This is a genomic window from Micromonospora sp. IBHARD004 (genome assembly GCF_052814115.1).
In genome coordinates this window covers 522,169-548,346 of the sequence record NZ_CP199934.1, presented here as the reverse complement: position 1 = coordinate 548,346, position 26,178 = coordinate 522,169, and the positions used below count along the sequence as shown (strand labels likewise).

25 protein-coding genes are annotated in these 26,178 nt (G+C 72.3%); 12 read left to right on the top strand and 13 right to left on the bottom strand.

Annotation, left to right across the window (positions count from 1 at the left end):
• The first annotated feature begins 233 nt into the window (after positions 1–233).
• The 4 genes from ACTWO6_RS02670 to ACTWO6_RS02655 all read left to right on the top strand — a co-directional run bounded on the left by ACTWO6_RS02670 (position 234) and on the right by ACTWO6_RS02655 (position 5,011).
• Complete coding sequence (locus ACTWO6_RS02670; RefSeq protein WP_130331079.1) at positions 234–1,340, top strand: citrate synthase 2; 1,107 nt, start codon at positions 234–236, stop codon at positions 1,338–1,340.
• A 244-nt stretch (positions 1,341–1,584) separates the two neighbouring features.
• Positions 1,585–2,712, top strand: a complete 1,128-nt coding sequence (serC, locus tag ACTWO6_RS02665) for a phosphoserine transaminase (protein ID WP_446218047.1) — start codon at positions 1,585–1,587, stop codon at positions 2,710–2,712.
• Positions 2,713–2,899: 187 nt separating this feature from the next.
• Complete coding sequence (gene sepH, locus ACTWO6_RS02660; protein WP_446218046.1) at positions 2,900–3,973, top strand: septation protein SepH; 1,074 nt, start codon at positions 2,900–2,902, stop codon at positions 3,971–3,973.
• Positions 3,974–4,024: 51 nt separating this feature from the next.
• Positions 4,025–5,011 (top strand): aldo/keto reductase, encoded by a 987-nt coding sequence (locus ACTWO6_RS02655; RefSeq protein WP_446218045.1) that lies wholly within the window; start codon positions 4,025–4,027, stop codon positions 5,009–5,011.
• Positions 5,012–5,081: 70 nt separating this feature from the next.
• Here ACTWO6_RS02655 and thpR read toward each other — a convergent pair whose 3' ends face one another.
• From thpR to ACTWO6_RS02635, 4 genes are all read right to left on the bottom strand, one after another.
• A complete protein-coding gene (gene thpR, locus ACTWO6_RS02650) occupies positions 5,082–5,660 on the bottom strand; it encodes an RNA 2',3'-cyclic phosphodiesterase (protein WP_446218044.1) in 579 nt (192 codons plus the stop codon).
• A gap of 12 nt (positions 5,661–5,672) precedes the next feature.
• Positions 5,673–6,182: a hypothetical protein gene (locus tag ACTWO6_RS02645; RefSeq protein WP_446218043.1), complete on the bottom strand. Its 510-nt coding sequence runs from the start codon at positions 6,180–6,182 to the stop codon at positions 5,673–5,675.
• A 121-nt stretch (positions 6,183–6,303) separates the two neighbouring features.
• The gene (locus ACTWO6_RS02640) at positions 6,304–7,590 is read right to left on the bottom strand and encodes an MFS transporter (protein WP_446218042.1); all 1,287 of its coding nucleotides are present in this window, start codon (positions 7,588–7,590) and stop codon (positions 6,304–6,306) included.
• Between the two features lie 69 nt (positions 7,591–7,659).
• Entirely contained in the window at positions 7,660–8,109 is a 450-nt protein-coding gene (locus ACTWO6_RS02635; protein ID WP_446218041.1) for a MarR family transcriptional regulator, read from the bottom strand.
• A 182-nt stretch (positions 8,110–8,291) separates the two neighbouring features.
• Between ACTWO6_RS02635 and ACTWO6_RS02630 the strand changes: the two genes are divergently transcribed.
• The gene (locus ACTWO6_RS02630; RefSeq protein WP_446218040.1) at positions 8,292–8,549 is read left to right on the top strand and encodes a DUF2530 domain-containing protein; all 258 of its coding nucleotides are present in this window, start codon (positions 8,292–8,294) and stop codon (positions 8,547–8,549) included.
• A gap of 3 nt (positions 8,550–8,552) precedes the next feature.
• On the opposite strand, the gene ACTWO6_RS02625 is transcribed toward ACTWO6_RS02630, so the two are convergent.
• Complete coding sequence (locus ACTWO6_RS02625; RefSeq protein ID WP_446218039.1) at positions 8,553–9,392, bottom strand: DUF3027 domain-containing protein; 840 nt, start codon at positions 9,390–9,392, stop codon at positions 8,553–8,555.
• Positions 9,393–9,479: 87 nt separating this feature from the next.
• Here ACTWO6_RS02625 and ACTWO6_RS02620 point away from each other — a divergent pair, with 87 nt between their 5' ends.
• Positions 9,480–11,075: an MFS transporter gene (locus tag ACTWO6_RS02620; protein ID WP_446218038.1), complete on the top strand. Its 1,596-nt coding sequence runs from the start codon at positions 9,480–9,482 to the stop codon at positions 11,073–11,075.
• A complete protein-coding gene (locus ACTWO6_RS02615; RefSeq protein WP_446218037.1) occupies positions 11,072–11,722 on the top strand; it encodes a futalosine hydrolase in 651 nt (216 codons plus the stop codon). The genes ACTWO6_RS02620 and ACTWO6_RS02615 overlap by 4 nt, the downstream gene beginning before the upstream one ends.
• Here ACTWO6_RS02615 and ACTWO6_RS02610 read toward each other — a convergent pair.
• Positions 11,694–12,569 carry a GNAT family N-acetyltransferase gene (locus tag ACTWO6_RS02610; protein WP_446218036.1) on the bottom strand — a complete coding sequence of 292 codons (876 nt, stop codon included), beginning with the start codon at positions 12,567–12,569 and terminating at the stop codon, positions 11,694–11,696. The two genes, ACTWO6_RS02615 and ACTWO6_RS02610, sit on opposite strands and share 29 nt — an antisense overlap.
• A gap of 339 nt (positions 12,570–12,908) precedes the next feature.
• On the opposite strand from ACTWO6_RS02610, the gene ACTWO6_RS02605 reads away from it, so the two are divergent.
• Entirely contained in the window at positions 12,909–13,739 is an 831-nt protein-coding gene (locus ACTWO6_RS02605; RefSeq protein ID WP_446218035.1) for a 1,4-dihydroxy-6-naphthoate synthase, read from the top strand.
• On the opposite strand, the gene ACTWO6_RS02600 is transcribed toward ACTWO6_RS02605, so the two are convergent.
• Together ACTWO6_RS02600 and ACTWO6_RS02595 are read right to left on the bottom strand one after the other, a co-directional pair.
• Positions 13,700–14,086, bottom strand: coding sequence for a cold-shock protein (locus tag ACTWO6_RS02600; RefSeq protein WP_446218034.1), 387 nt, complete (start codon positions 14,084–14,086; stop codon positions 13,700–13,702). The two genes, ACTWO6_RS02605 and ACTWO6_RS02600, sit on opposite strands and share 40 nt — an antisense overlap.
• Before the next feature lie 28 nt (positions 14,087–14,114).
• Positions 14,115–14,738 carry an HAD family hydrolase gene (locus ACTWO6_RS02595; protein ID WP_446218033.1) on the bottom strand — a complete coding sequence of 208 codons (624 nt, stop codon included), beginning with the start codon at positions 14,736–14,738 and terminating at the stop codon, positions 14,115–14,117.
• Positions 14,739–14,821: 83 nt separating this feature from the next.
• Between ACTWO6_RS02595 and ACTWO6_RS02590 the strand changes: the two genes are divergently transcribed.
• Entirely contained in the window at positions 14,822–17,296 is a 2,475-nt protein-coding gene (locus ACTWO6_RS02590) for a helicase-associated domain-containing protein (RefSeq protein ID WP_446218032.1), read from the top strand.
• Positions 17,297–17,306: 10 nt separating this feature from the next.
• Here ACTWO6_RS02590 and ACTWO6_RS02585 read toward each other — a convergent pair whose 3' ends face one another.
• Positions 17,307–17,543 carry a hypothetical protein gene (locus ACTWO6_RS02585; protein ID WP_446218031.1) on the bottom strand — a complete coding sequence of 79 codons (237 nt, stop codon included), beginning with the start codon at positions 17,541–17,543 and terminating at the stop codon, positions 17,307–17,309.
• A 95-nt stretch (positions 17,544–17,638) separates the two neighbouring features.
• On the bottom strand, positions 17,639–18,514 hold the full coding sequence (locus ACTWO6_RS02580; RefSeq protein ID WP_446218030.1) for a L,D-transpeptidase family protein: 876 nt from the start codon (positions 18,512–18,514) through the stop codon (positions 17,639–17,641).
• A gap of 173 nt (positions 18,515–18,687) precedes the next feature.
• Between ACTWO6_RS02580 and ACTWO6_RS02575 the strand changes: the two genes are divergently transcribed.
• On the top strand, positions 18,688–20,367 hold the full coding sequence (locus tag ACTWO6_RS02575) for a DNA repair helicase XPB (RefSeq protein ID WP_446218029.1): 1,680 nt from the start codon (positions 18,688–18,690) through the stop codon (positions 20,365–20,367).
• A gap of 434 nt (positions 20,368–20,801) precedes the next feature.
• Here ACTWO6_RS02575 and ACTWO6_RS02570 read toward each other — a convergent pair whose 3' ends face one another.
• From ACTWO6_RS02570 to ACTWO6_RS02560, 3 genes are all read right to left on the bottom strand, one after another.
• On the bottom strand, positions 20,802–22,835 hold the full coding sequence (locus ACTWO6_RS02570) for an Lsr2 family DNA-binding protein (protein ID WP_446218028.1): 2,034 nt from the start codon (positions 22,833–22,835) through the stop codon (positions 20,802–20,804).
• An 805-nt stretch (positions 22,836–23,640) separates the two neighbouring features.
• Positions 23,641–24,198, bottom strand: a complete 558-nt coding sequence (locus ACTWO6_RS02565; RefSeq protein WP_446218027.1) for a hypothetical protein — start codon at positions 24,196–24,198, stop codon at positions 23,641–23,643.
• A 775-nt stretch (positions 24,199–24,973) separates the two neighbouring features.
• Complete coding sequence (locus tag ACTWO6_RS02560) at positions 24,974–25,183, bottom strand: winged helix-turn-helix domain-containing protein (RefSeq protein ID WP_446218026.1); 210 nt, start codon at positions 25,181–25,183, stop codon at positions 24,974–24,976.
• Between the two features lie 402 nt (positions 25,184–25,585).
• On the opposite strand from ACTWO6_RS02560, the gene ACTWO6_RS02555 reads away from it, so the two are divergent.
• Together ACTWO6_RS02555 and ACTWO6_RS02550 are read left to right on the top strand one after the other, a co-directional pair.
• Positions 25,586–25,882, top strand: coding sequence for a DivIVA domain-containing protein (locus ACTWO6_RS02555; protein ID WP_446218025.1), 297 nt, complete (start codon positions 25,586–25,588; stop codon positions 25,880–25,882).
• Positions 25,879–26,145 (top strand): hypothetical protein, encoded by a 267-nt coding sequence (locus ACTWO6_RS02550; RefSeq protein WP_446218024.1) that lies wholly within the window; start codon positions 25,879–25,881, stop codon positions 26,143–26,145. The genes ACTWO6_RS02555 and ACTWO6_RS02550 overlap by 4 nt, the downstream gene beginning before the upstream one ends.
• Positions 26,146–26,178 lie beyond the last annotated feature (33 nt).

Sequence of the window (26,178 nt, the reverse complement as noted above, 5' to 3'; positions counted from 1 at the left end):
CCCCTCGCCGGGCCGCCCGCGTCCGGGAGACGCTGGCCAGGCCCCACCGCCAAGTCTGGCCGAGAGCGTGAGCTTGTCCACCGCCGGGGATGTCGCGTGCGGCACAGTCGCGGCGGGTCGCGCAGTCGGTTACCCAGCAGGCAAGATGGCACGAACACATCCCTGAGGGTCGCCTAAGGTGCCGGGCCGGATCGGCCCGCTCGGGCGCACCGAGCCGGAAGCCAGGAGACGACATGTCCGATTTCAAACCGGGCCTGGAGGGCGTCGTAGCCTTCGAGACCGAGATCGCCGAACCGGACCGCGAGGGCGGCGCGCTGCGCTATCGCGGCGTCGACATCGAGGATCTGATCGGTCAGGTCTCCTTCGGCAACGTCTGGGCGCTGCTGGTCGACGGGCGGTTCGGCCCGGGCCTGCCGCCGGCCGAGCCGTTCCCCGTGCCGGTGCACTCCGGCGACATCCGGGTCGACGTGCAGTCCGCCGTCGCCATGCTCGCCCCGTACTGGGGGCTCAGCCAGCTCCTCGACATCTCCGACGAGCAGGCCCGCGAGGACCTCGCCCGGGTGTCGGTCACCGCGCTCTCCTTCGTCGCCCAGTCCGCCCGCGGCCTGGGCCTGCCGGCGGTGCCGCAGAAGGAGATCGACAAGGCGGAGACGATCGTCGAGCGGTTCATGAAGCGCTGGCGGGGTGAGCCCGACCCGCGGCACGTCAAGGCCGTCGACGCGTACTTCATCTCGGCCGCCGAGCACGGCCTGAACGCCTCCACGTTCACCGCCCGGATCGTCGCCTCCACCGGCGCCGACGCCGCGGCCTGCATCTCCTCCGGCATCGGCGCCCTCTCCGGCCCGCTGCACGGCGGCGCGCCGTCCCGGGTGCTCACCATGCTGGAGGCCGTCGAGCGCAGCGGCGACGCCGAGGGGTACGTCAAGGGCGTCCTCGACCGGGGCGAGCGGCTGATGGGCTTCGGCCACCGGGTCTACCGGGCCGAGGACCCGCGCGCCCGCGTGCTGCGCCGCACCGCCAAGGAGCTGGGCGCGCCGCGCTTCGAGGTCGCCGAGGCGCTGGAGAAGGCCGCCCTGGCCGAGCTCCAGGCCCGTCGCCCGGACCGGGTGCTGGCCACCAACGTCGAGTTCTGGTCGGCCGTGGTGCTGGACTTCGCCGAGGTGCCGGCGCACATGTTCACCTCGATGTTCACCTGCGCCCGGATGGGCGGCTGGTCCGCGCACATCCTGGAGCAGAAGAAGCTCCAGCGGCTGGTCCGCCCGTCGGCCCGCTACGTCGGCCCGGGCAGCCGCAAGCCGCAGCAGGTCGAGGGCTGGGACGCCATCCCGCACGGCGTCTGATCCGCGTACGTCGAGGGGCCCCGTCCGCGCGGACGGGGCCCCCTCGCGCATCCTGTGGCGCACGCCTCACCCCGCCGGCTGGGACCAGCCGCCGGACGACCCGCCCAGGGTGCGAGGATGAAGGCCGGCAGTGTCGCCGGACCGGGCCCGGATCCCGGTCGCGTCGCGCCCCGTGCGCCCCGGCCGTCGATCCGCGCCCGCTGAACGGGCCCGCCCTCGCCCTTGCGGAAGGATCTCGACCACCGTGGCTGACGCACCGACCATCCGGATTCCCGACGACATCAAGCCCGCCGACGGGCGGTTCGGCTGCGGACCGTCCAAGGTCCGTCCGGCGGCGGTCTCCGCACTTGCCGACGTGGCCACCAGCTACCTGGGCACCTCGCACCGGCAGCAGACCGTCCGCGACCAGGTGGCCCGGCTCCGCCGGGGCCTCGCCGAGTTCTTCGCCCTGCCCGAGGGGTACGAGGTGGTGATCGGCAACGGCGGCACCACCGCCTTCTGGGAGGTCGCCACCTTCGGCCTGGTCCGGGACCGGGCCCAGTTCGCCAGCTTCGGCGAGTTCGGCGCCAAGTTCGCCAAGTCGGTCAAGGACGCGCCGTTCCTGGGTGAGCCGACCGTCCGCAAGGCCGAGCCGGGCAGCGCGCCGACCCTGGTCGCCGAGGCCGGCGTGGACGTCTACGCCACGCCGCACAACGAGACCTCCACCGGCGTGGCGGTGCCGATCAGCAGGGTGGCCGGCGTCGACGAGGGCTCGCTGCTGCTGGTCGACGCCACCTCCGGGGCCGGCGGCCTGGACGTCAACGTCGGCGAGACCGACGTCTACTACTTCGCCCCGCAGAAGTGCTTCGGCTCGGACGGCGGCCTCTGGCTGGCGCTGATGTCGCCGGCCGCGCTGGAGCGGGCCACCGAGATCAAGGCGTCGGGCCGGTACATCCCGGCCTTCCTCGACCTGGTCACCGCGATCGACAACTCGCGGCTGGAGCAGACGTACAACACGCCCGCGCTGGCCACCATCTTCCTGGCCGCCGAGCAGACCGACTGGATGAACTCGCAGGGCGGCCTGACCTGGGCGGCGAAGCGGACGGCCGAGAGCGCCGGCATCGTGTACGGCTGGGCCGAGCGCTCGGCGGTGGCCACCCCGTTCGTGGCCGACCCGGCGCTGCGCTCCAACGTGGTCGCCACCATCGACTTCGCCGACGGGGTGGACGCCTCGGCGATCGCCAAGGTGCTGCGCGCCAACGGCATCGTGGACACCGAGCCGTACCGGAAGCTGGGCCGCAACCAGCTGCGGGTCGCGCTCTTCCCGGCCGTCGAGCCGGCCGATGTGGAGGCGCTGACCGCCGCCATCGACCACGTGGTGGAGCGGCTCTAACAGGCCGTCACGGTGGGTGGCCGTCCGGGCCCCGGCGGCCACCCACCGTGATCATCGCCGCAGCTCAGTCACGACATGCCGGGTGTCGCATCCCCCACCTCCGGGTAGATGCGCGTACGGTGGTTCGAGACGCCCGGGTGGCCGGCTCGTGGCGTGACGGCCAGCGAAGCGGGACGGAGGCAACGCCATGCGCCCAGTACGCTTCGTCGCCCTCTCGGAGGACGGCCAGGCTATGGTGCTCGCCGACGAGGTCGGGCGCCTGCTCGCCCTCCCCATCGACGAACGCATCGCCTCGGCGCTGCACGCCGAGCCCGGCGCGGCCCCCCTCGCGGTGGTGCCGACCGCCGCCGATCCGATGCCGTCGCTCTCCCCCCGGGACATCCAGGCGAAGATCCGCTCCGGCGAGTCCGCCGAGGACGTCGCCCGGATCGCCGGCGTCCCGGTCGACCGCGTCCTGCGCTACGCCGGCCCGGTGCTCCAGGAGCGGGCCATGCTCGCCCAGCACGCCCGGCGCACCCGGCTCAAGGGCGCGGAGAAGCCGACCCCGCTGGCCGAGGTGGTCAACGGCCGGCTGGCCCAGCACGGCATCGACACCGAGAAGATCTCCTGGGACGCGTACCGGCGCGACGACGGCACCTGGCGCATCATCGCCACCTGGCCGTCGGGCAAGGCGACCGCGCAGGCGGTCTGGGATCTCGACAAGCTCCGGCAGAACGTCACCCCGCACGACGACATGGCGCAGTACCTCTGCGCCGAGCGCCCCACCCCGATCCTCGGCCAGGAGCCGGCTCCGGAGCGGGGCGGTCACGCGCTGCCCGGCCCGTCGCGCGGCGAGCCCAGCCGGGGCGGGCACGGCCTGCCGTCGGCGGGCGAGCACGCCCGTCCGGGTCGGGACCCGATCCGGGCCGGGCGGGACGCGCTGCTCGCCTCGCTGGACCGGCCGCTCGGCTCGACCTCGGGGCGCGGGCTCGACCCGCGTTCGCCGGCCGCGCAGGACGCGCCCCGACAGCGGGCGGTCGGCGGCGGCGCCGCGGCCCTGCTCGGCGGCGGTCAGGGCTCGGCGTTCGACGACGACTCGGACGCGCCGAAGGAGATCCCGGCCGTACCGTCGCTGGCGGTGCTCCGACCGCGCCGGACGGGCGCGGCGGCGGCCGCCGCTGGCGGCGAGTCCACGGACGCCTCCGGCAAGCCGCGCAAGCGGCTGCCGAGCTGGGACGACGTTCTCTTCGGCACCGGTCCGGCGGCACGCGAGTCCTCCTGATCCACCGGCCAACGCGAGGCACTCGAAGTGGCCGCGTGCCAGGGTGGACCCATGGAGTACACGAACCTGGGACGCACCGGTCTCTCGGTGAGCCGGCTCTGCCTCGGCACCATGAACTTCGGGCCGCAGACCACCGAGCCGGACAGCTTCGCCATCATGGACCGGGCGCTGGAACACGGGATCAACTTCTTCGACACCGCGAACGTCTACGGCTGGCAACTCGGTGAGGGCATCACCGAGCAGATCATCGGCCGCTGGTTCGCCCAGGGCGGCGGTCGGCGCGACAAGGTGGTGCTGGCCACCAAGGTCTACGGCAAGATGGGCGACTGGCCCAACGACCAGGGCCTGAGCGCCCGGCACATCATCCGGGCCTGCGAGGAGTCGCTGCGCCGGTTGCAGACCGACACCATCGACCTCTACCAGATGCACCACGTCTCCCGGACCACGCCGTGGGAGGAGATCTGGCAGGCGATGGAGACCCTGGTCGCCCAGGGCAAGGTCATCTACGTCGGATCGTCCAACTTCGCCGGTTGGCACATCGCCCAGGCGCAGGCGGCGGCGGGCCGGCGCAACTTCCTCGGCCTCGTCTCCGAGCAGTGCATCTACAACCTGATGACCCGGCACGTCGAGCTGGAGGTGGTCCCCGCCGCCCAGCACTACGGGCTGGGCATCATCCCCTGGTCGCCGCTGCACGGCGGGCTGCTCGCCGGGGTGCTGCGGAAGATGGCCGAGGGCGGCGCGGCGCGCGGCACCAGCGGTCGGGCCGCCGACGCGCTCGCCGAGCACCGGCCCACCGTCGAGGCGTACGAGAAGCTCTGCGCCGACCTGGGCCACGACCCGGCCGACGTGGCGCTGGCCTGGCTGCTCTCCCGCACCGGGGTGACCGCTCCGATCATCGGCCCGCGCACCCTCGACCAGCTCGACCGGACCCTCGGCGCGCTGGAGGTGGACCTCGACGAGGCGACGCTGAAGCGCCTCGACGAGCTCTTCCCCCCGGTCGGCAACGGCGGCCCCGGCCCGGAGGCCTGGGCCTGGTAACGCCCGTCTCGTTTGCGGCATGTCGCGGTCTCCCGCAGGGGGATGACCGCGACATGCCGGAAAAATGCGGTCAGATCGGCCACGTGGCGAGGCGGTCGTACGTGGGGCGCGGGCCCGGGTGGCTGCGGACCAGGACCAGCTCGCTCGCCGGCCACTCCGGCCCCAGGTAGCCGGCGAGGGTCTCCCGGTCGGCGAGCACGTCGGCGCGGTCGATCCGGTCGCCCGGGCGGGCGATGGTCAGGTGCGCCCGGAACGGCTTCTCGTCGTGCGGCAGCCGGGCCCGGCGCAGCCCGAACCGGATCAGCCGGGCCAGCGTCGCCAGCGCCTCGACGTCACCCCGGAGGTCCACCCAGAGCACGGTGAACGCGCCCCGCCCGAAGCTCCCGCCGCCGCCGAGGCGCAGCCGGGGCGAGCTGTCCCGTCCGTCCCGGAACGTCTCCGCGGCCAGGCCCAGCGTGCTCTCCACCTCCACCAGCCTCCCCTCCTCGACGTCGCCGAGGAAGGCGAGGGTGAGGTGGGCGTGGGCCGGGTCGGCCAGCCGGACGTTGGTGCCGGCGGTGGAGGCGGCGCCCACCCGGAGCCCGGCCACCTGGGCGGTCAGGTCGTCGACCGCCGGCTGGGGCGGGTAGACCGCGACGAAGAGCCGCACGCGGGATCCCGGTCAGCGGTGCCGCTGGCGGTGCCCGGCCCGGGCGGTCGGCAGGGTGATCCCGGCGGCGTGCAGCAGCCCCTCCACCCGGACCCGTTCGATCTCCCGGTCCACACCCTCCAGCTCGGCCAGGTGCTCGGTGATGCCCAGCGCCCGGCAGGCGGCCCGTAGTCGCTCGTCGTACGCCTCGATGACCGCGCCGTGCCAGACCACCGAGCGGTCGGCGGCGGCGAGCCGGTGCCCGCCGAAGCGGCGCAGGTCGGCGGCGATCTGCTCCAACGGACGGCGGCCGTTCCGGTCGAACTCGGTCAGGTCGATGTCGCGGGTGAGGGCGTCCGCCTCGATGGCCCGGTCCAGCCGGGCGATGGTGCGGCGTTCGCGCCGCTGCTCTCGCCACTCGGCCCACCGGCAGGCCACCCGGTCGATGATCTCGTCGGCGCAGAAGAGCAGCGCGAGGGCGGCGGGCAGGCAGCAGACGGCGAGGATCGCCAGCATCAGCAGCAGACCCCGCCCTACTCCCATGCATCGACGCTAAGCGCCGCCGTGACCGCCCGCCACCCGATTGCCGGTATCCGGACGCGAATGAACGCTCAGAGACCGGTCCCCGGGACGGGAACCGGTCTTTCGAGGGCGATCTCCGGCGTCACTCGCCGGTGGGCGACACCACGTAGAAGCGCGGCATGGGCAGCACCCGCATCCGGAGCCGGGCGCCGGAGCGGCGCAGCTGCCAGGTGAGCGCGAGCAGCGCGGCGGCCAGCGAGATCAGGCCGCCGATCCAGATGCTCGCCCCGGCGCCGAAGGTCTCGGCCACCCAGCCGATCACCGGCGCACCCACCGGGTTGGTGCCCAGGAACACCAGCACCCAGAGCGCCATGACCCGGCCGCGGAAGGCGGCGTCGACGCCGAGCTGGACCCGCTGGTTGGCGGCCTGGGCGAAGAAGACCATGAAGAACCCGGTGGGCAGCAGCAGCGCCACCACCAGCCAGTACGCTCCCGCGAGCCCGACCAGGGTGCCGAAGCTGGCGCAGCCGATCGCCGCGCCGAGCACCAGCCAGACCGAGGGGCGGCTGCGTCGCCCGGTGCCGGCCAGCGCGCCGGTCAGCGCGCCGCAGGCCAGGGCGGTGCTGAACAGGCCGAACGAGGCGGCGCCGGTGTTGAACACGGTCTTGGCCAGCGCGGCGAGGGTGAGCTGGAAGTTGAACAGGCTCATCCCGACCACGGACATCAGGGCCATCGGCAGCAGCAGGTCGGCCCGGCGCCAGACGTAGCGCAGCCCGTCGACCACCTTCGCCTGGTCCCGCTCGCCGACCGGCGGGAGGTCCTTGCGGTGCAGCTCGGCCGGGCGCATCCGGACCACGTTGACCAGTGGGGCGATCGAGCTGAGCGCGGTGAAGAAGAAGACCGGCCCGACGTCGAAGGCGGCGATGGCCAGGCCGGCGACGGCCGGGCCGACGATCCGGGCGGAGTTGAACACCGCCGCGTTGAGCGAGAGCGCGTTCGGCAGCAGCGGCATGCCGACCAGTTCGGAGACGAACGCCTGCCGGACCGGGGTCTCCACCGCGTTGGCCACGCCGAGCAGGGCGGCGAACGCGAAGACGTGCCAGAGCTGCACCAGCCCGGTGAGCACCAGGAGGCTCATCCCCAGCGCCAGCACGGTCCAGAAGGCGTTGGCGACGAAGAGCAGCAGCCGCTTGTCGTACCGGTCGGCGAGGCGGCCGGAGAGCAGGGTGAGCAGCAGTACGGGGGTGAACTGGAGCGCGGTGACCACGCCGAGCGCGGTGGCGGAGTTGTCGGAGAGCTCGAGGACGAGCCAGTCCTGGGCGATGAACATCATCCAGACGCCGATCAGTTTGATCAGCTGTCCGGTGGCGAAGAGTCGGTAGTTACGGACTCGTAGGGACTGGAACATCGTGCTCAGCTTGGCCTGCACTCTTGGTGCGCCTCCTTGCGGTCGTACGCGTCATCCAGCGTGGACGGCGCGGACCGCGGGGCGCTCGAGTCAGGCGCGAGCGAGCTGCTGGAGGATCTCGGCGGCCCGCCGCAGCGTGTCGCGTTCGTCCTCCGTGAGCGCGGCCAGTCGGCTGGCCAGCCACTCGTTGCGGGCCCGCTCGAACTGCTCGAGCACGGCCCGTCCCCCCTCGGTCGCCGCCAGGATGACCTGTCGACCGTCGGTCGGATGGGGGGTGCGCTGCACGAGGCCGCGCTCCTCCAACTTCGCGACGATCTTGGTCATCGTCGGCGGCTGCACCCGCTCGATGTCGGCCAGTTCCCGCGGCGTCAGCGCGCCCGCCAGCTTGAGGCTGGTGAGCGCGGAGAGCTGGGTGACCGTGAGGTCGCCGACCGGCCGGGCCCGTCGGACCCGCCGGTTGAACCGGGTGATCGCATCACGCAGCTGAGGGGCCAGCTGCGCCGGTGGCACGCGTTTCGCCGTCACCGTCCGCTCCGTCACAATCGTTAGCTTAACTAATGAGCCTGGCTAACGACATGCGATATGACCATGCTCACCAGGAGGAATATGAGTTATAGCACCGCGGACTCGATCGGCCCGCGCAGGAAGGCCGGCGCCGATGGCGTCCGCCCAGGTCATCTCCGGCGCGATCTCGAACGCCACCGATCGCGTACCCTTTCCCCGTGCCAGAAGAGCAACCGCCGCGGCCCGAACCCCTCGACCCCCCGATGGTGCCGATCGCCGTCGCCGGGCTGGTCGTCTGGGCGGTGGTCGGGCTGGTCCTGCTGGTCTTCTGCCGCGGCTGGCTCACCGAGCACGGGCACCAGAACTGGCTCTGGACCTGCCTGGCCGGATTCCTGTGGGGCTTTCCCGGTCTCGCGGTGATGATGCGGCACGACGCCAACCGGCGCCGCCGCCGGGCGGCGGCCCGTCAGGACTGACGCTCAGGAGTGGCCGTACGGCTCCGCCGGCTCGGCGGACTCCACCGAGCCCGGGGCGCGGCTGACCGACACGGCCTCGACCGCGCTGTCGTCGTAGACGGTGGGCAGCTCGTCGACCGGGGTCTCGGCCGCCTCCACCAGCGTCTCCGAGTGGGCGCCGCAGCCGTGGTCGGCGCTCACCACCCGGCCGTCGTCCGGGGCGTAGAAGTTGCCGCAGGCGCCGAAGGACTGCCGGAGCGCACCGGCGAGCGGCAGGTAGAACCCGCAGGTGCCGCAGCGGGCGGCGGCGGGCGCGGCCACCGAGATCGCGGCGGAGGGGCCGTGGTCGCCGTCGTACCAGCGCTGGGCGGCCTCGGTGCGGCCCTCGCGGGAGAGCACCCGGGGCCGGCCCAGGCCCAGCTCCCAGGCGGTCTCCTCCACGGCCGGGTCGTCGGAGAGCAGGTAGCCCGGGGCCAGCCGCTCGTCGTCGGCCGGGGTGGGCAGCAGGTCGCCGGGGCCGAGGTCGCCCGGCTTGAGCCGCTCCTGCCAGGGCAGCCAGCCCGGGGCGAGCAGCGCGTCCGGGCCGGGCAGCAGGACCGTCTCGCAGATGGTGACGTCGCGGCTGCGCGGCACCCGGGTCACCGTGACGGCCCAGCGCCAGCCGCGGTAGTCGGCGAGGCGGCACTCGAAGTAGTGCGTGACGAGCCGGTCGCCCTCGGCGACGGCCTGCAGGTGGTCGCCGACGTCGGAGGGCTCCACCTCGGTGATGCCGGCGCGGGCCACCTCGACGGCGGCGGCGCAGACCTGGTCGAGGCGGGCGGCACGGGCGGAGGCGGGCCTGGTCACCCGCCCATTGTTCCCCATGCCCGCGGTCGAGTGACAGGCACCCGCCGGAGTCGTTCTCACCAGGTGGTGCGGCACACGTGGATCAGATGGGCGAGGATGGTGCACATGCCGCTGTCCTCCCGCTCCGGGCGGTCCGTCCTCGGGCGGACCGTCGGCACGGGCATCCGCGCCACCCGCCTGCTGCTCCGCGGTTCGGTCTCCGGCGGACGCTGGATGACCCGCCGGGCCGGGTCGGCCCGGGCGCGCAGCGCCGGCAACGAGGTCGGCATGGTCCGCCTCTTCGACCTGCACGCCATCTCCTGCGCCGGGGACACCCTGATCGCGATCGGCCTGGCCGGGACGATCTTCTTCGACGTGCCGCTCGGCGAGGCCCGCAACAAGGTCGCGCTCTACCTGCTCGTGACGATGGTGCCGTTCGCCATGCTCGCCCCGGTGGTCGGGCCGCTGCTCGACCACTTCCGGCACGGCCGCCGGTACGCCCTGGCGGCGACCATGCTGGGCCGGGCCTTCCTCGCCTGGTTGATCTCCGACTACATCGGCAGCTTCGGCCTGTACCCGGCCGCGTTCGGCGTGCTCGCCCTCTCCCGCGCGTACGGGGTGGCCCGCTCGGCGGCCGTGCCCCGGCTGCTGCCGGAGGGGATCGGGCTCTCCCAGGTCGGCGCCCGGGCCAGCGTCTACGGCACGGTGGCCGGGGCGCTGGTCGCCCCGATCGGGCTGGCCGCGTTCTGGTTCGGGGCGCAGTGGCCGCTCCGGGTCGCCTCGGTGATCTTCCTGGTCGGCATGGTGATCTCGCTGCGGCTGCCGCCGCGCGCCGACTCGGAGCCGCCGGAGCGGGTGCCCCGGCCGCTGCGGGCGCTGCGCCGGCGGGACGGGGAACGGCCGCTGGGCCGGGGCCGCCCGGCCGGGCGGCTGGTGATCGCCACGCTGATCGGGGCGGCGGCGCTGCGCGGGGTGTACGGCTTCCTGCTGCTCTTCCTCGCCTTCGCGATCAAGGCGGGCGACCTGACCACCGACTTCTTCGGTCGCACGCTGGGCGCCGAGGTCGCGCTGGGCGTGGTCGGCGGCGCGCTGGCCGTGGGGAGTTTCCTGGCCACCGCGGTCGGCACCCGGTTGCGCATCCACCGACCGGCCGCGATCCAGTCCAGCGGCACGATCATCGTGGCCGGCGTCGCGGTCCTCGCCGCGCTGAAGTTCTCGCTGCCCATGGTGGCGCTGCTCTGCCTGGTGGCCGCCCTGATCAGCGGGACCGCCAAGCTCGCGGTCGACGCGTCGATCCAGGAGCGGATCCCGGAGCGGCTGCGGGCGAGCTCGTTCGCCCACTCGGAGACCGCGCTGATGCTCGCCTTCGTGGCCGGCGGCGGGCTCGGGCTCGTGCCCTTCACCGGCCGGATCGGGGTCGCGGTGGTGGCCGGCGTCGCGGCGCTGGTGGCCGCGCGCGGCCTGGTGGTGGCCGGCCGACTGCGCAACGAGCGGCTGCTCGGGCGGCCGCTCGGCGACGACGAACTGGCCGCCGAGCAGGCCGGCTTCGCCGATCCGACGCCCACCTCGCCGGCCCCCTCCCAGGCCGGTGCGCCGGCCCCGGTCGACGACGAGGGTCTGGCGCCGCCGGGCTACCACATCTACCGCCCCTCCTCCTCGGTCGGCCGGCCGGGCGGGGCCGAGGAGGAGAACCGGCGGGAACCGCGCGGACCGGTCGCGTGACCGGCCTGCTGGTGGTGACCGCCGTGCCCGCCGAGGCGGCGGCGCTCCAGGCGGGCCTCACCGACCCCACCGTCACCGTCACCCCGGTCGGGGTGGGCCCGGCGGTCGCCGGCGCCGCCACCGCCCGGCTGCTCGCGCTCGCCGAGGCGGCCGGCCGGCCGTACCGGGCGGTGGTGAGCGCGGGAATCGCCGGCGGCTTCGCCGGCCGGGTCGCGGTCGGCGGGACCGTGCTGGCGACCCGCAGCGTCGCGGCGGACCTGGGCGCCGAGTCGCCGGAGGGCTTCATCCCGGTCGACGAGCTGGGCATGCCGGCGGAACTGCTGGGCGGCGGCGTGTCCGTCCCCGCCGATCCCGGGCTGCTCGGGGCGCTCCGGACGGCGCTGCCGGCGGCGACGCTCGGCGCGGTGCTCACGGTCAGCACGGTGACGGGCACGGTCGCGAGCACCGAGGCGCTGGCCGACCGGCACCCCGACGCGGTGGCCGAGGCCATGGAGGGGTACGGCGTCGCCGTCGCCGCCGCTCAGGCCGGCCTGCCCTTCGCGGAGCTACGGACGGTGTCGAACCCGATCGGACCGCGGGACCGGGGGGCCTGGCGGATGAAGGAAGCCTTCGCCGCCCTCACCGAGGCGGCCGCCGCCCTGCGCTGACCGCCCCGTCCAGCCGGAGCGCCGAAGGTCGGCGCCACTCGACCCGGAAACCGCAGGCCCGCAGGAATCCGACACCGCCGAACTCGGCGACGGCGTGGACGGTGGCGACACCGGCGCGGTCCATCTCGGCGCGGAGCGCCTCCACCAGCCGGCGCCCGATGCCGAGCAGCCGGTGTTCGGGGGCGACCAGCACGCCGTCGAGGACCAGCTCCCGCCGGTCGTCCAGGTCGTACCCGAGCAGCAGGTCCACGCTGCGCTCGTGTGCCCGCAGCTCGCCGACGAGCTCGCCGTCGGGCAGCTCGGCGAGGAACCGCCACGAGGTCGCGGGGAGGCCATCGCCCGTGAACCGCCGCACCCGGGCCTCCCGCCGGACCCGGTCGCCCCGCCGCTGCCGATCCCGCTCGCCCCGATCCTGGACGTAGGTGACGGCCGGCAGGAAGATCGGCCAGCGCTGAGGGGGAAGGTCCTGCCAGTGCGCCCACCAGGCGCCCGGCCAGTCCCGTGGCTGGCGTACCTCCCGGGCGTCCAGGTGGGCCGGGCAGTGCCGGCCGGCCGCGTCCCGCAACTCCTCGTGCGGCACGACCGGCAGCGACCGGGCCGCGCCGGCCCCCGTGAGGGCGGCTGAGGCGGCCCCGACGACGGAGATCACGACGTGGCCGCCGACCGCCTCGACGAGCCGTTCGACGGTGCGGAAGCTGGGATCGGCCGTCCGGCCCGACTCGATCCGGGCGATCGTCGCCTGCGGCACCCCGGACCGCTCGGCCAGTTGTCGCTGGCTCAGGTCGGCCTGGCGGCGGAGCGCCCGGAGCGTCACACCGAGGTCGACCCGTGGCCCGGACTCCGTCACCCCGCCATGCTCCGCCCCGCCCCACCCGCCTTCAACACCCTCGGGGCGGCTGTGGAAAAGCCTGTGGAAAACGGCTGACGCTGGGGACGAGGATGGGGTGACCAGCTACTACGAAGCTGATGACGTGGATGACTCACCTCACCCGCCGTCCGGCCCGACCGGCGGCCGAGGTGCCTGATCCATTTACGTCATCAGCTTCGTAGCACCTGACACCGATGTTGCCGGTCCGCCGCATTCGAGAGCCGGCCGACGACGCCGACGGCCAGCTCGGCGGCGGGCGGGCTCACAGCGGGACGGGCGGGCCGGAGGCCGGGACGGGAGCGGGGCTAACGTGGGGGCGTGGCGCTCTCTCTGGCGATCTCGCCCTGCCCCAACGACACGTTCGTCTTCGACGCCCTGGTGCACGGTCGGGTGCCCGGCGCCCCGCCGGTCGAGGTGACCTACGCCGACGTGGACGTCACCAACACGGCCGCCGAGCGCGGGGCGTTCGACCTGGTCAAGGTGAGTTACGCGGCGCTGCCGTGGCTGCTGGACGACTACCACCTGCTGCCCTGCGGCGGGGCGCTCGGCCGCGGCTGCGGCCCGCTCGTGCTCACCCGGGGCGACCGGACCGACCTCTCCGGCGCGACGGTGGCGGTGCCCGGCGAGCGGACCACGGCGTACCTGCTCTTCCGGCTCTGGTCGGCGGAGCGGCCGCCGGCGCGGATCGAGGTGGTGCCGTTCCACGAGATCATGCCGGGGGTCGCCGCCGGCCGGTACGACGCCGGCCTGGTGATCCACGAGGCCCGGTTCACCTACCCGCGGCACGGGCTGACCGCCCTGGTCGACCTCGGTGAGTGGTGGGAGGGCGACACCGGCCTGCCGATCCCGCTCGGCGCGATCCTGGCCCGCAAGGGCGCCGTCGACCCGGTCGAGGCCGCCGCCTGGATCCGCGAGTCCGTACGCCAGGCGTGGGCCGACCCGGAGGCCAGCCGGGAGTACGTGCTCTCCCACGCGCAGGAGATGGAGCCCGACGTGGTGGACCGGCACATCGGCCTCTACGTCAACGAGTTCACCGCCGACCTGGGAGAGGCCGGCTTCGCCGCCGTCGAGGCGCTGCTGGGCCGGGCCACCGACGCCGGGCTCGTCCCTCAGACCTCCAGCTCGCGGGCGACGGCGTGGACCAGCTGAGCGATCTTCTGCGAGGTCTTCCGGTCGGGGAAGCGGCCCCGGCGCAGGTCCGGCTGGACCTTCGCCTCCAGCACCTTGATCATGTCCTCGACCAGGCCGTGCAGCTCCTCGGCCGGCCGGCGGCGCAGCTCCGCCACGGACGGCGGCGCCTCCAGCAGCTTGACCCCCATCGCCTGGGCGCCCCGGCGGCTGTCGACCACGCTGAAGTCGACCCGCTGCCCACCCTTCAGGTCGGTGACGCCCGCCGGTAGCGCGCCCTTGGGCAGGAACACGTCGCCACCCTCGTCACTGGTGACGAACCCGTATCCCTTGGCCGCGTCATACCACTTCACTCGACCCGTCGGCACCTGAGAACCCCTGCTTCGCTCGAGACGTCTACTGCTCCCAGGCTAGCCCGATGATCCGGTTTAGCGCCGCCGGGAATCCGGTGAGATCACCCAGCACCAGGTGCGCCCCGGCGGCCGACAACTCCGCCGGCGAGCAGGGCCCGGTCGCCACCCCCACGCCCGGGATGCCCGCCGCCTCCGCCGCGACCATGTCCGCCACGTGGTCCCCGACGTAGAGGGTGGCCGCGTGCTCCCGCAGCGCGGTCGCCTTCTCCTCCGCGAACAGGTCCCCGGCCAGCTCGTCGACCGCCAGCCCCAGGTGGTCCAGGTGCAGCTTCGCCAGCCGGCCGATCTTCGAGGTCACCACCATGACCCGGCCGCCGCGCGCGTGCACCGCCCCGATCGCCGCCGCCGCGCCGGGCATCGGCAGGGTCGGGGTGATCGCGTACGCCGGGTAGAGCTCGCGGAATGCGGTCACCGTCTCCTCCACCCGCTCCGGCGGGAACCACCGGGCGATCTCGGTACGCAGCGGCGGGCCCAGCCGGGACACCGCCGCGTCGGCGTCCACGTACACACCGGTCCGCGCGGTCAGGGCCCGGTAGGCCGCCGCGATCCCGGGACGCGAGTCGACCAGGGTCATGTCGAGGTCGAAACCGACCATCAGAGCAGGCATGCCGAGAACGTACCCGCCCAACCCCGGCGAGCCGGACGTCCGAGGGGCGGGACGGCCCCCGGCCGGGCTAGCGTGGAACGACGATGACCACCTCACTCGCCGACCAACTGCGGACGCTCCCCGACGAGTCCCTCGCCGCCCTGCTCCAACTGCGGCCGGACCTCGTCGTGCCGGTGCCGGCCGACATCTCCGCCCTGGCCATCCGCGCCCAGTCCCGGGTCTCCGTGGCCCGCGCCCTCGACGGGCTGGACCAGTTCACCCTCCAGATCCTCGACGCCGCCCGGCTCACCCGCGACCCCGGGTCCGGGGGCACCGCCACCGAGGCGATCCTGGCGATGGCCACCGCCGGCCCGCACCCGCCCGCCCCGACCGCCGTCCGCGCCGCGGTGAGCAGGCTCCGCGCGCTGTTCCTGCTCTACGGCCCCGAGCACGACCTGCACGTGGTGGCCGGCGTCGACGAGGTCTCCCCGTACCCGGCAGGACTGGGCCGACCGGCGGCGGACCTGGACCCACGCACGGCGGCCCTCTGCGCGGACCCGGCGAAGCTGCGCCGGACGCTGCTGGCCGCTCCCCCGTCGGCCCGGGCGATCCTGGACCGGCTCGCGGCCGGCCCGCCGGTGGGCAGCGTGCCCCCGGGCGCGCTGCAGGCCCCCGCCGTCGGCGCGGAGGACATCCTGCCCCCGGACGCCACCAACGGCGGCGCCCCGACCGGCTCCCCGATCCGCTGGCTGGTCGACCACCGGCTGCTCGTGCGGGTGTCGGGCGGCAAGGACGGCGGCACCGTCGAACTCCCCCGCGAGGTGGGCCTGCTGCTGCGTCGGGACAGCGGCCCGCTCGGCCCGCTGCGCACCAGCCCACCCCGGCTGGCGAGCCCGACGCGGGAACCGAAGGCCGCCGACTCCGCCGGCGCCGGGCAGACCATGGAGGTGGTACGCCACACCGAGGCGCTGCTGGAGGCGCTCGCCGCCGAACCGGCCACCGTGCTCCGCTCCGGCGGCGTCGGCGTCCGCGACCTGCGCCGGCTGGCCCGGGGGCTCGGCCTGGACGACCCGACCACCGCGCTGCTCTTCGAGGTGGCGTACGCGGCCGGGCTGCTCGGGGAGCTCGACCTGACCGGCAGCGCCACCACCCGGTACGGCGGCGACCAGCAGGTCCTGCCCACCGGCGGGTACGAGGTGTGGCGGGCCAGTTCGCTCGCGCAGCGCTGGGAGCAGCTGGCCCGGGCCTGGCTGACCATGACCCGTCAGGTGGGCCTGGTCGGCCAGCGGGACGACCGGGACCGGCCGATCTCGGTGCTCTCCGCCGAGGCGGAACGGGCCGGCGCGCCGGCCGCCCGCCGGGCTGTGCTGGGGGTGCTGGCCGACCTGGAACCGGCGACCGCGCCTTCCCCGGACGAGGTGCTGGAGCTGCTGGACTGGCGGGCGCCCCGGCGCGCCCGGGGCCGGGAGACCGCGCACCGGGAGGTGCTGGCCGAGGCGGCCCAGCTCGGCGTGACCGGGCTCGGCGCGCTCACCTCGTACGGGCGGCTGCTGCTCTCCGACGTGGCCGAGGCCGACGAGCGGGGCGCCGACGACCCGCTCGGGCTGCGCTCCGACGCCGAGTCGGGCGAGCCGTCCACCGCCGTGCGCGCGCTGGACGCCCTGCTCCCCGCCCCGGTCGACCATTTCCTGGTGCAGGCCGACCTGACCGTGGTGGTGCCCGGCCCGCCCGACCCGGCGCTCGCCGCCGAGCTGGAGGTGGTGGCCGAGCACGAGTCGGCGGGCGGGGCCAGCGTGCACCGGGTCACCACGGCCAGCGTCCGGCGTGCCCTGGACGCCGGCTACTCGGCCGGCGACCTGCACAGCCTGTTCCGCCGCCGGTCCCGGACCCCGGTGCCGCAGGGGCTGACCTACCTGGTGGACGACGTGGCGCGCAAGCACGGCGGGCTGCGGGTCGGCTCCGCCGGGGGCTACGTCCGCAGCGACGACGAGGCGCTGCTCACCGAGGTGCTGAGCGACCGGCGGCTGGAGCCGCTGGCGTTCCGCCGGCTGGCCCCGACGGTGCTCTCCACCCCGTACCAGGTGGGGCGGATGCTGATCGCGCTGCGCGACGCCGGCTACGCGCCGGTGCCGGAGGACGCCACCGGCGCGGCGGTGCTGGCCCGGCCGAAGACCCGGCGGGCCCCGGCCCGGGTGCCGGTGTCCAGCCGGACCCTCGATCCGCTGGCGGCGCCGAAGCTGGCGCTGCCCCGGCTGCTCGGCGTGGTGGAGCAGATCCGGCGCGGCGAGGCGGCGGCGCGGGCGGCCCGGCGGGCCCCGGCGGTGGTCCGCGGCGGCGCGGCGCGCACCGGGCCGGCGCCGGCGCACGGGCACAGCGAGGCCCTCGCCGTGCTCCAGCAGGCGGTCCGCGACAAGGCGCTGGTCTGGGTCGGGTACGTCGACGCGCACGGGGCGACCGCGTCCCGGCTGCTCCGGCCGGTGTCGATCGGGGCGGGCTACCTGCGCGCCGAGGACGAGCGGACGGAGATGCTGCACACCTTCGCGCTGCACCGGATCACCGCGGCGGTGCTGGAGGACTGAGCCGGCCGGGTCAGCGCCCGTTGCGCCGGACCGTGCCGATCACCGAGACGGCCAGCAGCAGCGCGAACCCGGCGCCGGCCGACTCGCCGACCGAGTCGACGAAGCCCTGCCGCTGCACCAGCAGCCCGAAGAGGAACCAGCCCACCAGGCCGACGGCGGCCGCCGTGTAGCCGACCAGGGCGGCCGTGGAGACCTCGTGGGCCGGTGCCCGATCGTCGTCGGGGATCGCGTCGTGGTCGACCGTCATCTCCCGCCCCCGTCCCGTCCGGACCTGACCTCCAGCGTGTCACCCGGCGGGCGGCGGTGACAGGGGACAAAACCCCGATCCGGCGGTCGGCCCGGTCAGGTGCCGGGGCGGCGGCCGAAGACGACCACCCGGGTGCCGATGGAGCCCAGCTCCCAGAGCCGGACCGCGTCGGCGTGCAGCAGGTTCACGCAGCCGTGCGAGCCGATCGCCCCGTTGTGCAGGTACGTCGTGGTCCCGTGGAAGCCGATCCCGCCGTTGAACTGCTGCCAGTACGGCAGCCACACCTCGTACGGGTTGGACCACTCCCGGAGGTTCCGCCCGCCGACGTGGTAGGTGCCGGTCGGGGTCGCGTACCCGGCCATGCCGGTGCGGGTGACGGTGGGCCCCATGACCACCGTGCCGCCGCGCATCGCCCAGACGGTCTGCCGGGTCAGGTCGACGCAGAAGGTGAGCCCCGCACCCGCCCGGCAGCGGCGGACGTCGGTGCCGGCGAGCCGCTTCGCCACGTCGTACGTGGTGGCGCCGGCGCGGCCCGCGGCCGGGCTGATGCCGTAGCGGCGCTGGAATCGCTTGATGGCGGCGCAGTCGGCGGCGGACTGCTTCCCGTCCACGGTCAGCTTCCCGAACCCGCCCAACCGGGCCAGGTACGTCTCCACGGCCCGCTGGTGCTCGCCCTGCGGGCAGCCGGTGAAGCCGGAGCTGCTCGGCTTCGGCGTGGCGCTCGGCTTCGGTGTCGCCGTGCGGCTGGGCTTCGGCGTGGCCGTCCGGCTCGGCTGCGCCGGCGGGGACCCGGTCGGTTGGCCCGGCGTGGGCGCCGCGCTCGCCCCCGATGCCCGTTCCGTCACGCCGACGGGGGCCGGCGCCCCCGCGCCGGATCCGTCGCCCTGCGGATCGAGCGCGCACGCACCGACGCCGACCAACACGACCGCTGCCAGGGCGACGACCCGGGCAACCAACCGGACATGCTGCATGGGCCCTCCCCTGGACAGTTGTCCCGCTTGCTAGACGTACGGGAAGACCGTCACGTTGCCTCCCGGCCGTGACTTTTTCCGGACACCTTCCCGCGTGCAACACTGGATGGTCCGCCTTCGGCAGGTCAGCCGGCCGACGGGCGAGGAAATCCGGCAAGGGAGAGGGCACTGGCGTGAGCGGTGGACCACTGATCGTGCAGTCGGACAAGACCCTGCTGCTGGAGATCGACCACCCGGACGCGCAGGCGTGCCGGATGGCGATCGCGCCCTTCGCCGAGCTGGAGCGCTCCCCCGAGCACGTGCACACCTACCGGCTGACGCCGCTGGGGCTGTGGAACGCCCGGGCCGCCGGCCACGACGCCGAGGGCGTGGTGGACACGCTGATCAAGTACTCCCGCTACCCGGTGCCGCACGGGCTGCTGGTGGACGTGGCCGAGACGATGGACCGGTACGGCCGGCTCCAGCTCGCCAACGACCCGGCGCACGGCCTGGTGCTGCGCGCGCTGGACCGGCTGGTGCTGATCGAGGTCGCCAAGAGCAAGAAGCTCGCCGGCATGCTCGGCGACAGGATCGATGACGACACGATCCAGGTGCACCCGTCCGAGCGGGGCCGGCTCAAGCAGGCGCTGCTGAAGCTGGGCTGGCCGGCGGAGGACCTGGCCGGGTACGTCGACGGCGAGGCGCACCCGATCGAGCTGGCCGAGGCCGGCAAGGACGGGCGTAAGCCGTGGACGCTGCGGTCGTACCAGCGGGAGGCCGTGGAGGCGTTCTGGGCCGGCGGGTCGGGCGTGGTCGTGCTCCCCTGCGGCGCGGGCAAGACGCTGGTCGGGGCGGCGGCGATGGCCGAGGCGAAGGCGACCACGCTGATCCTGGTCACCAACACCGTTGCCGGCCGGCAGTGGAAGCGGGAGCTGATCGCCCGCACCTCGCTGACCGAGGAGGAGATCGGCGAGTACTCGGGCGAGCGCAAGGAGATTCGCCCGGTCACCATCGCCACGTACCAGGTGCTCACCTCGCGGCGCGGCGGCGCGTTCACCCACCTGGACCTGTTCGGCGCCCGCGACTGGGGCCTGGTCGTCTACGACGAGGTGCACCTGCTGCCCGCGCCGATCTTCCGGTTCACCGCGGACCTCCAGGCCCGTCGCCGGCTAGGGCTGACGGCGACGCTGGTCCGCGAGGACGGCCGGGAGGGCGACGTGTTCAGCCTGATCGGCCCCAAGCGGTACGACGCGCCGTGGAAGGACATCGAGTCGCAGGGCTGGATCGCCCCGGCCGAGTGCACCGAGGTACGGGTCACGCTGACCGACGCGGAGCGGATGACGTACGCGACGGCGGAGGCCGAGGAGCGGTACCGGATGGCGGCGACCGCCCGCACCAAGCTGCCGGTGGTTCGCGCGCTGGTGGACCGGCACCCGGACGACCAGGTGCTGGTCATCGGCGCGTACATCGACCAGCTGCACCAGCTCGGGGAGTACCTCGACGCGCCGATCATCCAGGGTTCGACGACCAACAAGGAGCGGGAACGGCTCTTCGACGCGTTCCGCTCCGGGGAGATCCGCACCCTGGTCATCTCCAAGGTCGGCAACTTCTCCATCGACCTGCCGGAGGCGGCGGTGGCGATCCAGGTGTCGGGCACCTTCGGCTCCCGGCAGGAGGAGGCGCAGCGCCTCGGCCGGGTGCTCCGGCCGAAAGCCGACGGCCGGCAGGCGCACTTCTACACGGTGGTCTCCCGGGACACCATCGACACCGAGTACGCCGCCCACCGGCAGCGCTTCCTCGCCGAGCAGGGGTACGCCTACACCATCGTCGACGCCGACGACGTCCTCGGCCCGAAGCTGCCCAGCGTCGACTGATCCCACGCTGGCCGACTCCGCTTCTGAATGTTGCGGTGTCCGGGTCACCCCGACACCCCCATGTCCCGCAACGGAGCCGGATCATTGAGCCTCGGGGGACCTCGCCCAGGCCCGCAGTCCCTCGTGCTCGCTACAGACCTGATGTCGTAAACGACTCAGCCATCAGCGTTCCTCGACTCGGCGACGACGAACAGGCACCTGCCCTAGCGCTATGGCCGCCGATCAGGGCGAGGTGAAGATCGCCTCGGACGACGCGACCTGGTACTGGCCGGGGCGGGCACGGTCCGCAGCGACAGGTCCCAGCACCAGGACAGATGCCGGAGTGCCGGACGATCCATTGCACAGATCCCAGCTGTTGCACCCTAGCCGCCACTGCCCCCACATGCCACCACCAGCGAGGCAGCGCCCCGAGCTCCGCACAGCCAGAACTACAACTAGCTTCCCTCCTCTGCCATGTACCTCTGTACGACACTAGAAGGAAGCCGCCCCTTGTCGCGGACGTGGATGCCGCGCGCCGCCGCCCACAGCCTGACCGCAGCAGCATCTACGCGCGGTTGCCGTCCAGGATCATCGGTCCCAAGCGTATGCATCCCGTCCGTATCCTCTGATCCCCTCATCTGTGGGAGGGCCGCATTCCTAGGCTCGACCGCAATGGAAGGCGACCCAAGCGAGCCAACACCCGACGCTCGGCCAACGCCCAGAGCGCTAAGCTTCGCACTCGTGATTTCAGGCGGCTCAACGGGAAAATACTTGTCCCCTTTACGACGCACGGATCCAAGCAGCGGGGACGCAAGGAACGCCAGAACCTCCTGAATCTCTTCGGGATCAGGGTCCAGTTTCTCTCTCAGCAAGTACCTTATCGCCGTAACGTCGAGCATCCCTCCGGACCGCGCAATCTCTCGATCGTCATTAGCCTCCCGCCACAAGGTTGCGATTACCTCATTCATGAGATCTTGCCGACGCGCGACCCCCTCCCAGATTGTTTCTGGTGCCGCCATGTCCACGTCGAACACTCCGGCAATCGCCGCAGGCGAGAGGGGTGAGAGCTCGTTCAGTTCGAGGTACCGGGTTAGAGTAGCCACATCGATTAGGCGGACGTTCCTCGTGCGGGCCCACTTTCGCAAGCGGCCGTCGGGGAACGATGGGCCAACAATCACAGCTTTCTCTGCATCATGACGAACTCTATGTTCCTCAATCGCATCAAAGCTAATAGCTCCCTCCAGCACCTGGCCGGAACTAGAGGACTTGGCGTCCACTGTCACGCGCCGTTGCTGCCCTGGCGCCAGCCAGATCGATACTAAAATATCGGTTCGACCAGGGCCCCCCAGATGGCGAGCATTCAGACCGAGAAGCCTCAGTGCCTCGAATACGGCATGTTCGAAACGAGTTGGCTCTCGCGAGTCCACCGCCGCAGCCTCCAACTCAAGCACCACCGCCCGAGTTGCAGAAGCTTCTGCCTCGGCTCGAACCTCGACCGCATCAGAAGGGCCAGCCATAGGTTGGAGGCTAGGAGCGTTTTGGGCGAATGCCTTCCCGAGCGGGCTTGCCATGTAGCTGGTATGCGAAACGCGAACAAGCAGACCGCACGCAGCCAGGAGGCGCAAACGGATGGCGATCTCGGAGCGTTGAGGGGCGTCGTCTCCAAGGACTCGCTGTACAGCCGTCATGAGATCCCCTACCTCTGTAGGAGCAGGTAGCAAGTGGATCAGCTCCGCAAACATAATTACATGACAATGAGCAATCCTGGCAAAGTCGATTGGCTCGGAGCTCTCCAGCCACTGCTGAGCCCAAGGTGTCGGCTCGAATATGTCAAACCCTGCCGGCTGAATTAGCCCTAGGGATCTCAGGGCGGCCAGCGCCGTATCCGTTGAGGACCTAGACAGACCTAGCTCCGACGCGCAGATCCTTCGAAATTCTTCCTTCTCGATCCGGGGACTGCAAAAGTTTGTTATGCGCCGCACGCTTTCGTAGACGGTCTCGCCTTCACGGCCGGCTGGCAGGAAACCAATTACCCTCTTGCGCGCACTAAGCTTCTCATCATCAAGCGACTCTAGGAGATCCGCGATAAACGACTCGGGTTCCGGTAGGTCTACCGGGGAGTCCCCCTGCCCACCGCGGTGAGGTAGCGAGGTTGGATCAACCACGTCAAGCAACGCCAGAAACTTGCGCCCTTCATCGGTCGGCACGACCTCCAGATGCGACCACTTCTCTAGGAAGCCGCCCGCCCGGAGCCAGTTGGTCCGTCGCCGCACCTGGTCCAGCGATGACCAGCTAACCCCATACTTGGAGATCGCCGCCTCAAGAAGCTCCTCGTGAGTGCGGACTCCGGCACAGATTGCCGCGAGAGCTTCACCGACGAAGCGGATACGGCTATGGATCAGTCCGACCAGGTAGCGGCTGTCATCGTTCGCTATCCAAGCGTCCGCTTCAGGCGTCAGCTCTACGATGCCGGCATCGGTCTTCCGCACGAGGCCCATCGGACCAAGGCGCCTCAGCAACCACTCGCCTGACACGACGGTCGACTCCGCCGCCTCCCACCGAGTCGTTCCGTCAGCGGTGAGCTGCAACCCGGGCAGTCCAGGCAACACTGCGCGGAGAGCGGGGATCCACTCGTCTACGGCGCCGGGTAGCGCCGGGGCAGCATGTAGCCGCAAGGGCCAGGGCCGAGCGGGCGGAACTGGCGTTGGCGATGAATCTTCAGACATGTGGGAGTGGTTCCTCTCGGCCTTAAACCGCCAACAGAGCGGCGGGGGCGCTGCTGTCCTCGGCAATCCAAGCCGCATGGTACGAGGTGTGCACGACAGTGTTGAGTAGGCCGCACAGACGCGCCCCGGTCCGCCACCGGTTTACACGAGACATGTGTCCGGGCCCTGCGCGCGCTTCCAAGCTCTCTCGATAGGGGATCCTGGACTGCCGAATTGGCCTCTTTACGATCAAGGCGGCCCGCAGAGCGGGCCGCGCCAGCCCGGCCCCGGCCTGCTGGCGACCTCCGGCCGGCATCGGCCGGGCCGGCCGGCCACGCTTTGGGACGACAGGACCACGAAGACCTCGGGGCTCCGCCCCGAACCCCGGCCCTCCTCAGAGATGCCGCCGCGGCTCACCTCGCCGGGCACCACAAGGGCTACCAGCCTCCCCGGACGGGGCCAAGGTCGTTCGTCCGGTAGGGCGCTCCACCTTGTCCCCGTCCGGGGAGGCTGAGCGGTCTACGACTGCCCGACGAGGAGGTCCGCTTCAGCGCTTGGCCTTGTTCTGTTACGCCTCGGCCCGCCGTGGCTATCCGCGGGGGCACATGCCCAGGGCATCGCGCTCCCAGTCGCTTCCTACGAGAGCGACGGGGTAGGTGACCTCTCTGACACGCTTGTCATCGGTCTCAACCGAAAGCCGTAGCGACAATGGCTCTGGCTGGAAGGCGATCGAGCACTCGAACCGCAGCTCGACCAGGACCTGACCGGTGCCACCAGGGGGTAACAGCCGGAGTTGCCCCGTGCTGCGTACCACGACGCCCGGCCGCTCTGCTTGAACCGCGCGAACCGTGATCGGCGCGGGGCCGGCGTTGATCAACATCAACTGCCCAGGCAGTTGGACCGATCCCTCGGAGAACGAGCCTCCCAAGTTGGCCGATTGAGGTAAGGCCACGAGTGCGACCACGGCGTTCCGCTCCCGCTGATCACGCGAGTCTCGCAGCTGGCTGACGCCGAAACCGCCAAGCACAACGCCGATCACGAACGCAGCGACGAGCCGCAGGGTCATCTTCTTTCTGGCCATGAGGCGGTCAGGGGTGGTGGTACCCGACTTCGCCGGCTGGTGATTCTGCTCGTCCAGGTCGATCACTGCGTGCTCCGCGACATGCGCGTCAGCCTAGGGTCTCTCCCCACCGGCGCGCCGCCCGGCCGTACAGCCATCCGTACAGCCAAGGCCATCCGCAGACGCCGACCAAGCCCGACAACGACGGACAGGCTGACCAGGCGTGCGAAGCCGGGACCAGCCACCCCTGATCTTCTTCTAATCCTCAGGCCGCGGCCGGCCGTCCACACCAGCGCTTGACGACCGCCATTGAGACTCGTCCGGTTGGGCGCTCCACCTTGTCACCCTGAGGGAGGCCCGCTCCACGGTGTCTGGGTCGACGGTGGACGGGAAGGCTTGGATAGAGGGGTGTCGACTCGGGCGGGCACAACCGCCGCATGTGGTTCAGCAGGGTGATCGATTGGCTAAGGGATCTCGACTACGGAAGTGTTCCGGCTTGGCTGGGAGCAGGCTCTCTCCTGTTGGCTACAGGGGAGTGGTCCCGACGACATCGAGCTTGAGATCTTCTGGGACAACGAGCGTACGGATCAGTAAGGCAGCGATCGGAGGAGTGCCCCCCTGGCGGTGAACGGTCCGCATCTAGTCCGCAAGAGGTCCACTGACAGTGGGGGAGCGGTGAGAGATGCCGGAAGGTATTTCCGCTGCTAGGCCGGTATGCGCCCAGGTCGGCGGGACGGGCAGTTTGATCTCGTAATGCGTAGGTCAACGGTCGGTCCGTCTGGCGGCCTTCGAGTGCGGTGACTTGGCGAGGTCAAGAGGCCGGACCGTCTGCGTTGGGCCTGCTCGCGCCAGCCGTCGAGGGTCAGCGTCGGGTGGACTCCGCGACGAAGACGCCGCGACCCGGACGGCCGACCAGCACACCCTGCTCCCTCAGAGCGGCGATCGCTCGCTGGATGGTCGAGTGCGAGACGTCGTAGGAGGCGGCGAGAGCGCGACCTGCGGGCAACTGGCTGCCCGGCGGATAGGTTCCGTCCTTGATCTTGCTTCGCAGGTCGTCTAGCAGCTCGTCCATGGTGGGCGGGATAGGCACGATGCGGCCCCTTGCAGTCGGTTGGCCCACCCAGTATTGATCCACGCCCTCGACGTAGGCAACGCATCTACTGAAAGAGGTGATGGTGCTGACATAGCTGACAGTGATGATGGTTCGGCATAAGAGGATGGAGCGGTACTTGACGTAGGTGATGCTGCATCGGTAGCGTCGCTCTCGGTGATGCGGTCCTGCTGCGGTCGGTTGGCGCCTCTCGTACCGGTCTCGCATCGCCGCCGAGACCTCACCCTCCGCGCTCCCCCGGCGCGGCCCTGCTGTCGCACCGCCGATCGAGGCTGCGGCGGCAGGGCGGGGCGGTCTCCGCCGAGCGCTACCGGCGGAGGCCGTCCCCTCCACTTCGACGCGATCCGACGATGGGCGGTCACCGTGCGCAACCTGATCCGTCGGCTGGCGAGCCGACACGACCAACGACGTCCGACGGAAAACGCCGGCCCGGTCCAGGGTCGGCTTCCGCTGCGGCCCTGGCAGATCCGCGACCGGTGCTTCAACGTCCGCCGGCGTGGCCTCGACCCCGTCGAGATCCGCGCCTTCCTGCACCGCGTGGCCGACGAACTCGCGGTCGCGCAGACCGCCCTGGTCGCGGTGCAGGAGGAGAATGTACGGATCAAGAACGCCCTGCGCGCGTGGCAGAGCGCCCAGTCGGCGAACAACCGCTACCGATGACCGATCGCTGGGTGATCCACCTGCCGATCACCGCGCCCGACCTGCTCCGGGCCCGGATTTTCGCCCGTACCGCCGCCCGGGTGCTGGCCCGGCTCAGCGCCCGCGTCGAGCCGGGCGGGGTGACCGTCTCGGCCGAGGACCAGCAGAACGTACGACACTGGGTCTTCTGCGACCGGCTGCTGCCCGGCGGCGCACGATGCGCGCTGCCGATCGACCACACCACGCCCTGCGCGCGGCGCGCGCCATGGGTCAGCCGCCGGTGAAGACGGCCGGGCAGAGATGTTCGGGCAGGTGGC

Excerpts from the sequence above, each read along its gene's own strand:
- ACTWO6_RS02670 (WP_130331079.1), top strand. The coding sequence starts at position 234 with ATGTCCGATTTCAAACCGGGCCTGGAGGGCGTCGTAGCCTTCGAGACC.
- sepH (WP_446218046.1), top strand. The coding sequence starts at position 2,900 with ATGCGCCCAGTACGCTTCGTCGCCCTCTCGGAGGACGGCCAGGCTATG.
- ACTWO6_RS02655 (WP_446218045.1), top strand. The coding sequence starts at position 4,025 with ATGGAGTACACGAACCTGGGACGCACCGGTCTCTCGGTGAGCCGGCTC.
- ACTWO6_RS02645 (WP_446218043.1), bottom strand. The coding sequence starts at position 6,182 with ATGGGAGTAGGGCGGGGTCTGCTGCTGATGCTGGCGATCCTCGCCGTC.
- ACTWO6_RS02625 (WP_446218039.1), bottom strand. The coding sequence starts at position 9,392 with ATGGGGAACAATGGGCGGGTGACCAGGCCCGCCTCCGCCCGTGCCGCC.
- ACTWO6_RS02620 (WP_446218038.1), top strand. The coding sequence starts at position 9,480 with ATGCCGCTGTCCTCCCGCTCCGGGCGGTCCGTCCTCGGGCGGACCGTC.
- ACTWO6_RS02595 (WP_446218033.1), bottom strand. The coding sequence starts at position 14,738 with ATGCCTGCTCTGATGGTCGGTTTCGACCTCGACATGACCCTGGTCGAC.
- ACTWO6_RS02590 (WP_446218032.1), top strand. The coding sequence starts at position 14,822 with ATGACCACCTCACTCGCCGACCAACTGCGGACGCTCCCCGACGAGTCC.
- ACTWO6_RS02585 (WP_446218031.1), bottom strand. The coding sequence starts at position 17,543 with ATGACGGTCGACCACGACGCGATCCCCGACGACGATCGGGCACCGGCC.
- ACTWO6_RS02580 (WP_446218030.1), bottom strand. The coding sequence starts at position 18,514 with ATGCAGCATGTCCGGTTGGTTGCCCGGGTCGTCGCCCTGGCAGCGGTC.
- ACTWO6_RS02560 (WP_446218026.1), bottom strand. The coding sequence starts at position 25,183 with ATGGACGAGCTGCTAGACGACCTGCGAAGCAAGATCAAGGACGGAACC.
- ACTWO6_RS02550 (WP_446218024.1), top strand. The coding sequence starts at position 25,879 with ATGACCGATCGCTGGGTGATCCACCTGCCGATCACCGCGCCCGACCTG.